This window comes from Paenimyroides ceti, from assembly GCF_030409925.1.
Genome location: NZ_JAUFQU010000042.1, coordinates 1 through 13,005 on the forward strand (window position 1 = coordinate 1; position 13,005 = coordinate 13,005).

Annotated in this window: 17 protein-coding genes; 4 read left to right on the forward strand and 13 right to left on the reverse strand. The window is 35.2% G+C overall.

What is annotated here, in order from left to right; genetic code table 11:
- The 4 genes from QW060_RS21470 to QW060_RS21485 form a co-directional block, all read right to left on the reverse strand.
- Nucleotides 1-834 (reverse strand): ABC transporter ATP-binding protein (locus QW060_RS21470; protein ID WP_290365108.1); only part of this gene is annotated, 834 nt, incomplete at its 3' end.
- Nucleotides 835-1,004: 170 nt separating this feature from the next.
- Nucleotides 1,005-2,123, reverse strand: a complete 1,119-nt coding sequence (gene dnaJ / locus QW060_RS21475) for a molecular chaperone DnaJ (RefSeq protein ID WP_290363911.1) — start codon at nucleotides 2,121-2,123, stop codon at nucleotides 1,005-1,007.
- Nucleotides 2,124-2,147: 24 nt separating this feature from the next.
- A complete protein-coding gene (locus QW060_RS21480; RefSeq protein WP_290364761.1) occupies nucleotides 2,148-2,687 on the reverse strand; it encodes a nucleotide exchange factor GrpE in 540 nt (179 codons plus the stop codon).
- Nucleotides 2,688-2,829: 142 nt separating this feature from the next.
- Nucleotides 2,830-3,060, reverse strand: a complete 231-nt coding sequence (locus tag QW060_RS21485; RefSeq protein WP_290364803.1) for a hypothetical protein — start codon at nucleotides 3,058-3,060, stop codon at nucleotides 2,830-2,832.
- On the opposite strand from QW060_RS21485, the gene QW060_RS21490 reads away from it, so the two are divergent.
- Nucleotides 3,020-3,532: a YceI family protein gene (locus QW060_RS21490; protein WP_290364762.1), complete on the forward strand. Its 513-nt coding sequence runs from the start codon at nucleotides 3,020-3,022 to the stop codon at nucleotides 3,530-3,532. The two genes, QW060_RS21485 and QW060_RS21490, sit on opposite strands and share 41 nt — an antisense overlap.
- 108 nt (nucleotides 3,533-3,640) lie before the next feature.
- Here the strand turns inward: QW060_RS21490 and QW060_RS21495 are convergent, their stop codons facing one another.
- Nucleotides 3,641-3,991 carry a T9SS type B sorting domain-containing protein gene (locus QW060_RS21495; protein WP_290365109.1) on the reverse strand — a complete coding sequence of 117 codons (351 nt, stop codon included), beginning with the start codon at nucleotides 3,989-3,991 and terminating at the stop codon, nucleotides 3,641-3,643.
- On the opposite strand from QW060_RS21495, the gene QW060_RS21500 reads away from it, so the two are divergent.
- Nucleotides 3,976-4,125 carry a hypothetical protein gene (locus QW060_RS21500; RefSeq protein ID WP_290365110.1) on the forward strand — a complete coding sequence of 50 codons (150 nt, stop codon included), beginning with the start codon at nucleotides 3,976-3,978 and terminating at the stop codon, nucleotides 4,123-4,125. The two genes, QW060_RS21495 and QW060_RS21500, sit on opposite strands and share 16 nt — an antisense overlap.
- Here the strand turns inward: QW060_RS21500 and QW060_RS21505 are convergent.
- Both QW060_RS21505 and QW060_RS21510 read right to left on the reverse strand, forming a co-directional pair.
- Nucleotides 4,087-6,060, reverse strand: a complete 1,974-nt coding sequence (locus QW060_RS21505; protein WP_450091479.1) for a choice-of-anchor L domain-containing protein — start codon at nucleotides 6,058-6,060, stop codon at nucleotides 4,087-4,089. The two genes, QW060_RS21500 and QW060_RS21505, sit on opposite strands and share 39 nt — an antisense overlap.
- Nucleotides 5,970-6,317: a hypothetical protein gene (locus tag QW060_RS21510; RefSeq protein ID WP_290365111.1), complete on the reverse strand. Its 348-nt coding sequence runs from the start codon at nucleotides 6,315-6,317 to the stop codon at nucleotides 5,970-5,972. Before QW060_RS21510 ends, QW060_RS21505 begins: the two co-directional genes overlap by 91 nt.
- Before the next feature lie 13 nt (nucleotides 6,318-6,330).
- Between QW060_RS21510 and QW060_RS21515 the strand changes: the two genes are divergently transcribed.
- Nucleotides 6,331-6,558 carry a hypothetical protein gene (locus QW060_RS21515; protein ID WP_290363913.1) on the forward strand — a complete coding sequence of 76 codons (228 nt, stop codon included), beginning with the start codon at nucleotides 6,331-6,333 and terminating at the stop codon, nucleotides 6,556-6,558.
- Here the strand turns inward: QW060_RS21515 and QW060_RS21520 are convergent.
- The 3 genes from QW060_RS21520 to QW060_RS21530 form a co-directional block, all read right to left on the reverse strand.
- Nucleotides 6,503-7,402: a T9SS type A sorting domain-containing protein gene (locus QW060_RS21520; RefSeq protein ID WP_290365112.1), complete on the reverse strand. Its 900-nt coding sequence runs from the start codon at nucleotides 7,400-7,402 to the stop codon at nucleotides 6,503-6,505. The genes QW060_RS21515 and QW060_RS21520 overlap by 56 nt on opposite strands.
- On the reverse strand, nucleotides 7,403-7,855 hold the full coding sequence (locus QW060_RS21525) for a 6-pyruvoyl trahydropterin synthase family protein (RefSeq protein WP_290364298.1): 453 nt from the start codon (nucleotides 7,853-7,855) through the stop codon (nucleotides 7,403-7,405). It lies immediately after the preceding gene.
- Between the two features lie 86 nt (nucleotides 7,856-7,941).
- A complete protein-coding gene (locus QW060_RS21530; RefSeq protein ID WP_290364299.1) occupies nucleotides 7,942-8,706 on the reverse strand; it encodes an enoyl-CoA hydratase/isomerase family protein in 765 nt (254 codons plus the stop codon).
- A gap of 100 nt (nucleotides 8,707-8,806) precedes the next feature.
- Here QW060_RS21530 and QW060_RS21535 point away from each other — a divergent pair, with 100 nt between their 5' ends.
- Complete coding sequence (locus QW060_RS21535; protein ID WP_290364300.1) at nucleotides 8,807-10,261, forward strand: hypothetical protein; 1,455 nt, start codon at nucleotides 8,807-8,809, stop codon at nucleotides 10,259-10,261.
- Between the two features lie 38 nt (nucleotides 10,262-10,299).
- On the opposite strand, the gene QW060_RS21540 is transcribed toward QW060_RS21535, so the two are convergent.
- The 3 genes from QW060_RS21540 to QW060_RS21550 form a co-directional block, all read right to left on the reverse strand.
- Nucleotides 10,300-11,226 (reverse strand): phosphatase PAP2 family protein, encoded by a 927-nt coding sequence (locus QW060_RS21540; RefSeq protein ID WP_290364301.1) that lies wholly within the window; start codon nucleotides 11,224-11,226, stop codon nucleotides 10,300-10,302.
- Between the two features lie 104 nt (nucleotides 11,227-11,330).
- Nucleotides 11,331-11,894, reverse strand: a complete 564-nt coding sequence (locus tag QW060_RS21545; protein WP_290365113.1) for a hypothetical protein — start codon at nucleotides 11,892-11,894, stop codon at nucleotides 11,331-11,333.
- On the reverse strand, nucleotides 11,875-13,005 hold a 1,131-nt coding region (locus QW060_RS21550; RefSeq protein ID WP_290365114.1), incomplete at its 5' end, for a hypothetical protein. The genes QW060_RS21545 and QW060_RS21550, both read right to left, overlap by 20 nt.

The following is a 13,005-nucleotide window of genomic DNA, read 5'->3' on the forward strand; positions in this document are numbered from 1 at the left end:
ACGCTGCATAAGTTCATTTGTAGAGAAATTTCCTAAAGACACATTGAGCTGTACTTCATTGTCAAGACTCTTAAAACTCGTTTGTTTATAGTCAAAATCACGTAATGATGCTTGTAAAAGATCTGGCTGTGATGTTTTTATCCCAACCTGATAGGTGTTGCTACGATAAGCTCTCTTTACATCGAGTAATTTTCCATCGAGCAGTTTATTGGACTTATGAATTAATGCAATTTCATCACATAATTCTTCCACACTTTCCATACGATGGGTAGAAAAGATTATAGTGCTTCCTTTTTGCTTTAACTCCAGGATTTCATCTTTGATAATATTGGCGTTTACAGGATCAAAACCGGAAAACGGCTCATCAAATATGAGTAGTTTTGGTTGATGTAATACAGTAACGACAAATTGAATTTTTTGTGCCATTCCTTTTGATAATTCCTGTATTTTTTTATTCCACCAATCACTTATTTCGAGTTTATCGAACCAATACTGCAATTGCTTTTTTGCTTCCGCTTTGCTCAAACCTTTCAGCTGAGCAAGGTACATAGCCTGCTCACCTACCTTCATGGTTTTATACAATCCGCGCTCTTCCGGCATATATCCGATGTGTCTTACATGATGCGGAGATAATTTTTCTCCATCTAACAAAACCTGTCCGCTGTCCGGGTAAGTAATTTGATTGATGATGCGAATCAGAGAAGTTTTTCCGGCGCCGTTTGGTCCTAAAAGACCAAAGATACTTCCTTTAGCTATATTTAAAGAAACTCCGTTTAAAGCTACTTTTTCGCTGTATTTCTTTGTTACATTATGTACTTCAAGAATGTTTTCCATGAAAAGTATATTTTTTGTAAATGTAATAATAATGTCTTGTTATTAATTGCTAAATAACGGTATTTCATAAAAAAACCCATCCCTGTTTACACAGGGATGGGAAAAATTGCTATGAAAAAGAAAATCCACCGTTTTATAAGTGTGTTTCAAAATTATAAATTATTTTTTAATTAAGAAAACATTTCTTTTACTTTTTCAAAAAAAGATTTATCATTTTTCTGTGGATTTGGTTTAAAATTTTCCTCATCCTTCATTTTTTCGAAAAATTCTTTTTGTTCTTTTGTTAATTTTTTAGGTGTCCAGACGTTTACATGTATGAGAAAATCTCCCGTTCCATAACCATTTATGCTTGGTAAACCTTTTCCTTTTAATCTTAAAATTTTACCAGACTGTATACCTTCTTCGAGATTGATGCGTACTTTTCCATTTACAGTATCAATTTCTTTCGAACCGCCTAAAGCAGCTTCTGAGAAACTTATGTATAAATCGAAATGGATGTTTTCTCCTTCTCTTTTTAATGTATCATGTTCAATTTCTTCAATCACCACAATCAGATCTCCGGGAATGCTATTAGCACCAGGAGCATCATTACCTTTACCGGAAACTTTTAACTGAATACCTTCTGTTACTCCAGCCGGAATTTTGATCGAAACGGTTTCTTCTGCAAAAACCATCCCGTCACTGTCAGCGCCTGCCGGTCTTGAATCAATCATCTGTCCTGCACCACCACATGTCGGACATGGAGAAGATGTCTGCATTCTACCTAAAATAGTATTGGCAATCTTAGTTACCTGACCCGTACCATTACAGGTAGTACAACTTTTATAGGTAACTCCTGCAGCCTGTACCTTTCTTTTTACTTTGACTTTTTTCTCAACTCCTTTGGCAATGTCTTCAATGGTAAGTTTTACTTTGATACGCAAATTAGTTCCTTTGACTCTGCGAACACCTCCGCCACCGCCGAAGCCGCCAAAACCACCAAAACCTCCGCCACCGAAAATGTCTCCAAACTGACTGAAGATGTCTTCCATATTATTGAAACCACCTCCGCCAAAACCACCGGCACCATCAAATGCGGCATGACCATACTGATCATATTTGGCCTTTTTGTCAGGATCACTCAATATTTCATATGCCTCAGCAGCCAGCTTAAAGTTTTCTTCTGCTTCTTTATTTCCTGGATTTTTATCCGGATGGAATTCGATTGCTTTTTTTCTGTAAGCTTTCTTTATAGCAGCAGCATCAGCTCCTTTATCAATTCCTAATATTTCGTAATAATCTTTTTTCATCGTTGTAAGTAAGTACCTTATATATTATTGTCCGATAACTACCTTAGGGAAACGGATAATTTTATCACCCAATTTGTAACCTTTTTCAATAATATCTACTATTTTTCCTTTCATTTCATCACCCGCAGGAACCTGAGTTACCGCTTCAGCCAAATCAGCATTGAATACATCTCCTTTAGCAATATCCACTAACATAAGACCTTTTGAAGACAATGTGTCACGCAGCTTACTTGAAATCAGAGAAAAACCTTTAAGATCCGTTTCCAGGTCTCTGGCTTCTATTTGTTCCAACGCACGATCAAAATCATCTAAGACCGGTAATAAAGAGGTGATAACACCTTCACTGGCAGTAGACATTAACTCTAATCTTTCTTTAGCAGTACGTCTTCGGAAATTTTCAAATTCAGCAAAAAGTCTCAAAAATTTATCCTTTTCTTTTTCTAATTCCGCTTCAAAACTATTTTCTTCAACAGCCTCAGTATTTTGCTCCTGTGCCTCTACCGGATTGATATCCATTTCTTTATCATTAACATCCTGGATGTTTTCATTATTTTCAGTTGCCATAATTTTCAGTACATAATTATAATTACACACGTTATAACAAATTCATTGCCATTTAATGCTGTTCTGTCAAGATGTCACTTAATTAACATAGATTAAGAAATTTAAATTTTAACAGTAATTAGAAATATGTACTGGTTTTTTGTTATAAATTTGCATTAAATAAAAAATGTAATATAATTATGAAAAAAAATGTATTAGCTGTATTTGCTATTGCAGCATTATCTTTAACTGCTTGTAAAAAAGAAAGTTCTGTAGAAACTGGTGATGCAGTTGAAACAACAACTCCATCTACTGAAGCAGTAAAATACACTGCACAGGCAGCAGATTCTAAAATCGAATGGGAAGGTGGTAAAGTATCTGGTGGTAAACACATGGGAACAATCAACCTTAAAGAAGGTGAAGTGTTTGTAAAAGACGGAAAAGTAACAAATGGTAAATTTGTTATTGATATGAACTCTATCAATGTTACAGATTTAACTGACGCTGAAGAGAAAGCAGGATTAGAAGGTCACTTAAAAGGTGCTACTGATGAGAATGCAGACCACTTCTTCAATACTAAAAAATATCCAAACGGAACTTTTGAAATTACTAATGTAACAGAAGAAAACGGAAAACAAATGGTTGAAGGGAATCTAACATTGAAAGAAGTTAGTCATTCAATTAAATTTCCTGCAACAATCACTGTTACGGATAATGATGTAACTGTTGTATCAGACGCATTCAACATCGACAGAACAAAATGGGGTGTGAACTTTAACTCAGGATCTGTTGTAAAAGACCTTGCTGGTGATAAAGTAATCAAAGATGAAATCACGATCAAATTAAGCGTAAAAGCTACTAAATAATAATCAAGATTATTATTTATAAAAAAGCCGGAGTGTAACTCCGGCTTTTCTTTTTAAAACAGATATAAGATACAGATCAATAAAGTAGTATGAAGATCTGCTTTATAATTATTTTACTTCCCGTAACAAATATACATAACCCGTTAATTCTTCACTTACTGTAACTATACGATAGTAGTAAGTACCATCAGGTAATGATTTCCCGGCAGAATCCTGTCCTGTCCATTGATTGTTATATCCGTTAGCATGATGGTATACCTGTTTACCGTATCTGTTATAAATACTTACCTCCAAAGGATGGTAATTTGTCAGATCAAAAGCATCATTTAGTCCATCTCCGTTAGGAGAAATCCCTTTCTGTACAGAGCAATTGATCACCTCAACTCTTTGTTCTGTACTGGCAATACATCCCTCATTGTTTACAGAATTGATATAATATAAGTGTGTACCATATTTCAAAATACTTCCTGTACTTAAAACGGTTCCTTTTCCGTATTCTTCCGTACTATAAAATTGATTTTCCGGTAAAGCTGGTAAAATATATTGTGTACAGATTACAACATCGCCAAAGAAACAGGCAGCACTACTTCTGATTCGATTAATTGAAAACTTGTAATTGTTTTACAGCCTGTAGTTTCATCAATAATCAACACATAAATAGTAACCGGCAATGCCATTGGATAAAACTCTTTTGGATTATCTATAGAATTACTTTGAGTTTGAGCCTGCTGTTCTGATATGTAATAAGAGATATGAATATCTGATTCTGTTTGTGCCCGAAGTTCAGATTCAATAATTGTCAGATCTGTTCGATCCACAAGTCCATCATACACACAGAGTTTAATACTTTCAGGTCCTTTTACAAAATCTGTTGTCTTACTAATGATCATAAAAGTAATTAGTTCGACACAGCCGGTTGTTTTATTTAACAAACTTACATATATATTTTGTGGCAATTGAGCAGGCGTATAATTGGTTATATCCGTAATAGGGTCAACCCCATCAATCGCATCATTTTCCGATTCATAAAAATATAGTTCAGTCTGATCCACATCAATAAGGAGTTGTGATTCAATAAACTGTTTGTTTATGGTAATGTCTAAAGGTGTTACAGTTGTACCAAAAACACAAGTTTCGAGGGTTGGTATATCGGCACCGGAATATATACTCGGATACATTTCTATTGTTACTTCATCAGAAATAATACATGCAGAACCATAACGGGCATCTAATCTGTAAATCCCGGGTGTTGATACTGTTAATGAAGGCTGGTTGGCTCCTGAAATGAGCAGATCATTTTTATACCATTGGAAAGTATATATCTGAGGATTTAAATCGGTATTCAATACAGCGCTGTCTCCGTTGCATAAAGCAGTATTTGATTCGATAAGATAATCAGGCCCGAGATCCAAGACATCAGGTATTGAACTTAAACCGTCAATAAATACAGCAGTATCATAACTATCATAATAAATAACACCTCCGGGTCCGGCGCTAAAGTTGTTTTTCTGTTCCGCAATGACAATTTTTAAATGATAAATCTGATTAGGCAATACAGTAGCTGTTGCCTTCATCGGTATCGTAGTTCCTCTGAAATTAACCGGTGCACTTTGAGATTCAAAACTGACTCCGTTGTAATAATTTCCAAAATATACTGCATTCAGAGAAGTACAATTGATAGGAAATTGCTGGTATTGACCATCTTTAATCGTTACCGGAGAAACAATCGTATTTGTGTTCGGAACAGTAGCAAGATTTGTCGTTACTCCGGTATTTGGATCTGTCAGAAAGAAAGCAACCAGATCATAATTATCACAGCGATTGCCATATTCATCTGATGCCAGTAAGTAGTCCAATCTAAAATAATCTGTAGAAGAAATGAAATCAAACTCTATACTTGACGCGTGTAAAGTTGCTCCGCCAATATTCTGAGCCGTTAATAAATTATTCAAATCATTGTCACCTGTCCAGAAAGTACTGCCTGATGACTGGTCCTGAGTTGTTTTTGGTCCAGGGGCCGATAAAACATTACCCGTAGACAACACAACTCCTTTCTCGAAAGGAAACAAAGAGTTATTTTTTTCAAACAATCCTATTCCCTCAACAGCATTTGCAGGATATAAAATATATTCATCGTAATCTTTTCCTGATTTTGTCTGAATATTTGAGATCTCTATACATCCGGGATGTTTGATAAGATTTTCCCTTATCTGAGTATTAGTAGTTACAGTAGAAACTTTGATAGGCGGGCTTAGTGTTGTAATACATATATCAAAAGAGGATACCGTATTTATTTGAGACACCATAGAAAAAAGTCTTATACGGTATGTTTCTCCCATGATGAGATTATCTATCCGGTTTGCGCCCGTACCCGCTGATGATAAACAGCTAACCTGTGTCAAACTATTACAAGTTCCTGAATATAGCGTTCCGGAAACTATTGGCGCATTTCCTGTAACATTTGAAAGGGTAATAACCTGTACTGATGATAAAGCAGTAAATTCAAACCAGATGTCATCATTTGGCACACCTGCACAAGTATTAGGCAATCCTGAAGGCGTTGCTCCTGAAAATTGGAAGAAAAAGAAATAACACATTCATGAGAGGTATTCACAGTTAAGGTAACTGCTTCCGGACAATCATCATTTAATGGAGCATAAAAAGAGAAATCTCTTTTATTGTCCGATATATAAGGTTTTTCTTTTTCTCTCTCAATATTATGTGCGTCTACAATTATCGGATAGAACAAGAAAAAACAAAAGAAGAAATAGATTATTTTTTTCATATAAAACGAATTATTGATTTTGGAAGAAAATTTCTTTCCATACCGTTTTGATAGAAAACAGCATATAATAGTGTACAGGCCGATTGATAAAATCAACATCAGTCTTCAATCATGTACTCCTATGGTAAACATAGAGATCAAGAAACAAAAGAGTTATTTCCTGATCTCATGCAAAGGTAAAATGTCTATTTCTTGGTTACCTTATAAATTCTGTTTTGATGGTTTTCGGATATCTCTTTAATGATATAGATACCGCTTGCATACGAAGCAAAATCAATTCGAGCAGATTTGCTATTGATCTCATAAGTACGTATCATTTTTCCTTCTAAACTATATACCGCTATTTGTGTAATCTGATCAATACTTTCAATATTCAGATAATCGATCACAGGATTTGGATATAATAAAGATTTTTCTTTTTCAATTTCTAAAGTTCCTAATGTTTCTTGCACTGTTATTGTAAAAGTACATGTATCTAATATTTCATCGCCTAAAACCAATTGATGAGTAACTGTTGTCTCTCCTACTGGAAAAGCATCTCCAGCTCCGGAGATTAATTTGTTTTTGACTGAAAGATATTGGGCTAACTTCACACCAAAATCAGGGTGCAGCCAACGAAAAAGCCATTTAGAAAAAGGATTCGTAAACACTTTTTTCATGCGTTTATAGCCTTTATCTCCGGGACCCAATCCATCACCATGGGCAATGAATAATTTCACCCTGCCGTTAATTTCAAAAATCTGGGGTTTATAAAAAACCGGAATTCCCAATTCCTTTTCAAAGTAATCGCTCATCCACAGATCATGGTTGCCTACAAAAAAGTAAATAGGCAATCCGTTGTCGCGCATCTGTGCCAGTTTTCCCAAAATTCTCACAAACCCTTTTGGTACTACTGTTTTGTATTCAAACCAGAAATCAAACAGATCTCCGAGCAATATCAAGGCTCCGGCTTCTGATTCAATCTGATGCAACCACTGTAAGAACTTCTTTTCTCTGGGCATACTCAATGCCGCAGTAGGTGCTCCCAAATGCTGATCTGAGGCAAAGAAAACTTTTTGATGAGAAGGGATGGAAAGTTTTATCATTTAGTTGTTGTCTGACTGATACCACTCTGCATAGGAACTTTCTGTTTCCTGCAGACGCAACGAATATAAAGAGATGTTTTCCGGTAATCTGTTTTTGATTTTTTCAGCAAAATCAATGACCATATTTTCGCTTGTTGGCTGGTAATCAACTAAAATCACATGATGTCCTCGTTCTTCAAGCTCTTTTGCCAATTCTACATGAGGCGTATTTTTATTGAATACCGTTGCATGATCAAATACATTCACAATTTCTTCTACCACAATTTTCTTTAAATCAGAAAAATCAATGACCATTCCGTATTTAACATTCGATGTGTCTGTAATCGGTTTACCAATAACAGTTACTGATAATTTATAACTATGTCCGTGTACATTTCTACATTTTCCGTCATAACCGTATAGTGCATGTCCTGTTTCAAATGTAAACTGCTTGGTAATTCTGATATAACTCATGGTATTAAAAATTTTAGCAAAATTACTAATTTTATTACAAGAGGGTGTTTTAAAATAAAAAAATCGCTTTTAAAGCGATTTCATTTTTATTTATTTTTAAACTGTTTCAAAGCATTTACCGTAAATTCAGATAAAACCAACCTACCGGATATTTTTGCTCTTTCCGGCAAAAGTGTTTCCCAGTGATCTGTATCCTGCCACAATACTTTTTTCATTTCATACAAAGCTTCAGGATTGTAAGAAGCAAGGCGCTGTATCCATTGGTCTAATGCTTCATCCATCTCTACTACTGAGCCAAAGACTTCATTATATAATTTGTTTTCTTTTGCCCATGCTGCAGTTTTCCATTCTGTTGCGTTTAAGGTCATTTCGCTAGTTGCCGGAATTCCTATTTTTCTCGAAACAGCAGGTTCTATTACAAAAGGACCAATACCGATAGCCAGTTCAGATAATTTTACTGAGGCTTCTTCAGTTGCAAAAACATAATCACAAGCGGCTGCTAAACCTACACCACCGCCAACTGCTTTGCCCTGAATACGTCCAATTATGATTTTATCAGACGTCCGCATAGCATTGATAACATTTGCAAATCCGTTAAAAAAAACAGCACCTTTTTCAAGATTGTCAACAGCCAGTAATTCATCAAAAGACGCTCCTGCACAAAACGTTTTGTTTCCTTCACTTTTCAAAACAATGAGTGTTACCTCACGATTCTTATTCAGGCTGGTAATGGTATCTGCAAGATCTTTTAATAAAATACCAGGAAACGAGTTACCTGCCGGATGATAAAAAGTTATATAAGCAATCGATTCTTTTACCAAAACGGTAATTGTACCTTGTTCTTTATTCATTTTATTTTAAGATTTTAAAGTAAAAATACCTTATAAAATATTAATTGCAAATTAATTACGCTTTTATTTACCTTTGTAGCTTAAACGTAATAAAGAAACTATGCTTAAGAGATTATTAATTGTTTTATTTTTTAGCGGCTTTTTTGCTGAAGCTCAGACTAATGAACAATTTTACAAGGTCCATGCATTACAGATTACTTCTGCCGATAAGTTATTTGCAGGCAAAGAGGTGGATTTCGGATATAACTTTACTGAGTCTGTAACTAATGACTTTATTCATAATGGCTATTATCTGTGGATTGAAGATCAATGGTTTTATATTATGAATGCCAAAAACATTTTTAACTCTGATACTGCATCCCCCCTATTATTTAATATTAAGGCTGCCCGATCAGAATTGAAAATTCAGGATATTTTCGGCACTGTATACACCTACCCTATTGAGGCAATAAAACCTTATGAAATAAACAAAAAAGATTATCTGAACTGGAAACAAAAACCGGAATCGCTAATCTATAGCACCAAAATGATCGACAGCCCTTTGGCTCCTACTCTACAATATGAAGAAAAAGTAAAAACAGAAGCACCGAAAGCTGAAGAACCAAAAACACAAAAAGAGGAAGCAGCAGTTGCTTCAGAAGAAGCCAGCCCATTGCTGGATGTTCTGGACATTGTGGAAACCACAGTAAAAACAACTGTAGCTCCTGACGAGGCAATTGCTATTCAGAATACAGTTATTGCTAACGATACTGTCACTGACCTCAAAAAACAAGTAAAGGAAGTTTCGCAAAAGGAAAACAAGGCTCCGTTAAACGCGTATGAAGAAGCTGTAGAAAAAGGTTTTGAGGGCAGTGTAACGGAATGGATTGAAGAGGTAAACAGCAAGGGAGGAAAAACAGCTTACGAAATGGCTGTAGAAAAAGGTTTTAAAGGTGATGAGAAAGAATGGTTACGTTCTTTATGGGGCTCCAACGTTGATCCTGATATCGAAAAACAGGAAAAAACAACTACCCTGGTTATGAACTGGATGCAGGAACTAAATTCAGATGCAGGCTATTCTCCTTATGAATTGGCGTTGAAAAACGGATTTTATGGTACTTTTTCAGAATGGGTAGAATTTGTAATAGGTAAAGACGGTGAAGAAGTATATAAGGAAGAAATTAAAAAAGGCTACAAAGGTACCTATAAAGAGTGGATTGAAACCAAGCTTAAGGCATCTAATGATGATATGCTTAGAAAAGAAAAGCTTCGCAAAAATAATTTTGTAATTGTACCTAATGTACGATTGGAAGTTCCGGACAATGATGAAATACAGACATTTGATTTATATAAATACTACAATCAATATTACGGAAGCTCAGTAATCAGTAGTTCAGGCAGAGCCAACTCTATAGAATTGAGAAAGTCTGATCTAGAATATCAACTTACGTGGTATGATAAAAGTGAAATTGAGATTTTGGAAATCAGTAAAGACGGATTAATCAAATACAAGAAAACAGCAGATTCTGAAAACAAATACACCTCCATTAATGTGAGATATGTACTGAGTAATTAAAAATAAAAAATGACATCTGTAAGATGTCATTTTTTATTTTAAAAGGTTCCGATTATCGTAAAACCGTTATAACCCGGAAGCAGATTCCATTTAATCTGTTTATCTTTTTTATAGAGTCTGGCGTGTTTGGTTTCTTCCATTCTCTTTATGATGGTATCTGTACAAAACCATATAATCGCACCGCCTAAAGCCACATCTGTAAACCAATGGGCATTATTATACATTCTGCTTACCATAGTCACACCCGCAGCCGAATAAAACAATGTTTTGAGGATGGGATTTTCTACGCGCCTTGCCAATACCATAGAAGTAACGAGTGCAATCTGTGTATGCCCTGAAGGAAAAGAACTAAAAGAGGCATTACCATCAAAAGGTCTGAAATGGTACGGATCAAGTCCGGTATTAGGTCTTGCTCTGCCCACAGCTGCCTTTAGAAAAGCCTGAATAACACCGCTGGATATATAGGAAGACGCCAACACATAAGAGGTTTCTCTTGCCCATTCATTCTTGAATAGTACTCCTGAAAGATAGAAACCGCTTACTGCAATTGCAGCGGTATAGGGTTTGCCGTAATGATATCCAAAATCACTTATGCTATTAGAGAATTTTGTTTGATTTTTATTAAAGAAGTTTTTAACCGGTTTGTCCAACAAGGATAAAGCTACCCCTCCGGCGACAACTCCTCCGGCTTTCAGCCAATCCTTTTTATCCCATCTCGTTACAGGACCGGAAATTGAATAAAGTGAAGCATCAAGAATTCTCAATGAATTAGGTGTTTTTTTAAAATAGAATGTCGTATCGTTTTGTAAGTGATGTTGAACAATTGTATCTGAAACGACTTCATTAAACGGTTCTTCTCTGAATACGTAAACAGAATCAATATCCGGATTCAGCGTATGCTGACTGTAAGCTGTGTAATGATAGATACAGATTAGGCAACAGGTAATTTTCAAAAAATAAGACATTTGTTTTTTCACTGTAATAAAAGATATTAATCGAAACGCTTTTTTTTGCTTTTAATTGTTTGTTGAAGAACTTCTTTTTCTAAAAACCATAGCATGATATGTCATCAGCTTCCAAAACGCTTTATGTTCATCTTTCTTTCTTTAACTCCTATTACAAAAGCAGGCACTGTTGTTATCTTTCCGGCTTCAACTGTTATATTATGCGTTGTCTTATCACAGTATGTATTTGGCAATAAAGAGTTTTCACTCAGAATTACTTCATAAGTACCCGTTTGTAAAAAGGTTGTAAAATTTCCAAAATCATCTGTTGCTGCTTTTTGAACAAACACTCCGTTTTGGAAAATATTTATAACTATCCCTCCCGTTTTAGGATCAAAATCAAGCACCTTTTTAGGATCATAATCATACTTTATTTTTCCTGAAACGGTACCGCTTTGATGTAATGGTATTTCAAAATTGGTATGGTAAGTATCTACCTGATATTTTCTCTCTGTAGTAAACCAGCCTCCCTGTGTCGTCGGCTTTATTTTATAAATTCCGAAAGGTACTGAAGAATATACAAATTCTCCATTCTTATCCGTTTTAAATGAAGTATTGTTCATCGTGATAAAATAATCGGAAGCTACCTCATCGCCTTCATCATATATATTATTGGTGTTTTTTATCATAATACACCAAAGCCTGTATACGACTCTTTTTACCTTTAGAAACCTGTTTGGTCTGGAAGTTGACTGTTATTCCGGCTTCAATTGTAAAAATATCATTTGCATTGATTGCAGAAGAAATTCCTGTCATTTTATAACGGTACCAGGATGAATTAACATAAAGGAAATATTTTTGTGACGGACTGTATTTAAGGTTTAAAAAACCTGAAGGTGTTTCACCGGATAAAAAGTCATTTATATATCCGAGCCCTGAATTAACAAAAAGCTTGTTCTGTAAAAAATTTCTATTCACCGCAGCTGAGACCATCAAACGCTCAAATGTTTTTGCCTGCTGTATGGCTGATACATATTCTGACAAAAAGTAGCTACCTGACTGATAAGTCGCATTCAGATTAAGCCACTGATACGTATAAGTTGCATTGGCTTTCAACTGTAATTCAAATTTATTGCTGTAAGGATATTTTACCAATCCATTTTCCAATCCTATAAATACAGAATGTTTCTGATTACCACTAATCCAGCTCAGATTTTCAATCAATCGGTGTGCGTTCATGGACAAATTGTTTTCTGACCCTGAATCCTGAATAAAATTGGTATAACTGTTAGACGTTTCATACTGGTTTTGATATCCAATAGAAATTCCGGTATTTTTATACCTTGCTAAGGTCATCCCCGCATCAATACGGATGTTTTTTGACTCAAGCTGCATTTTATATGCATAGGATCTTGGAGAAAAATTTGCGAGAGAAATATTGGTATATACTGTCGATCCGTTAGTGAGCTTTTGCTGAATATTCTGCTGTATCTGCAACATTCCTCTCCTGTTACCAGGAAAATAGTCGGTACTGAAATAATAATTTCCGGTAAGCTTCATCTCTTTCAGGCTTCCGTAATATTGTGCTTCTGTGGCAAAAGAAGGTTTTGTGATGTTTGCCTGATAATAATCGCTTAACGCTCCATGAAGTCTCAGGTTTATATTCCATCCCTTATTCAGGGATCGCTGTACTTCTGTACTGAAAATATTATGTTTTACTCTTTCAAAAGTATCGTCTTTAAAAATATAGGTTCCCATCGTATTTTTTCTACTATTGGACTCTCCTATCATTCCTCTGGC

Excerpts from the sequence above, each read along its gene's own strand:
- QW060_RS21535 (WP_290364300.1), top strand. The coding sequence starts at position 8,807 with ATGCTTAAGAGATTATTAATTGTTTTATTTTTTAGCGGCTTTTTTGCT.
- QW060_RS21510 (WP_290365111.1), bottom strand. The coding sequence starts at position 6,317 with ATGAAAAAAATAATCTATTTCTTCTTTTGTTTTTTCTTGTTCTATCCG.
- QW060_RS21525 (WP_290364298.1), bottom strand. The coding sequence starts at position 7,855 with ATGAGTTATATCAGAATTACCAAGCAGTTTACATTTGAAACAGGACAT.
- QW060_RS21520 (WP_290365112.1), bottom strand. The coding sequence starts at position 7,402 with ATGATAAAACTTTCCATCCCTTCTCATCAAAAAGTTTTCTTTGCCTCA.
- QW060_RS21485 (WP_290364803.1), bottom strand. The coding sequence starts at position 3,060 with ATGTGTTTACCACCAGATACTTTACCACCTTCCCATTCGATTTTAGAA.
- QW060_RS21545 (WP_290365113.1), bottom strand. The coding sequence starts at position 11,894 with ATGATAAAAAACACCAATAATATATATGATGAAGGCGATGAGGTAGCT.
- QW060_RS21530 (WP_290364299.1), bottom strand. The coding sequence starts at position 8,706 with ATGAATAAAGAACAAGGTACAATTACCGTTTTGGTAAAAGAATCGATT.
- QW060_RS21480 (WP_290364761.1), bottom strand. The coding sequence starts at position 2,687 with ATGGCAACTGAAAATAATGAAAACATCCAGGATGTTAATGATAAAGAA.
- QW060_RS21540 (WP_290364301.1), bottom strand. The coding sequence starts at position 11,226 with ATGTCTTATTTTTTGAAAATTACCTGTTGCCTAATCTGTATCTATCAT.
- dnaJ (WP_290363911.1), bottom strand. The coding sequence starts at position 2,123 with ATGAAAAAAGATTATTACGAAATATTAGGAATTGATAAAGGAGCTGAT.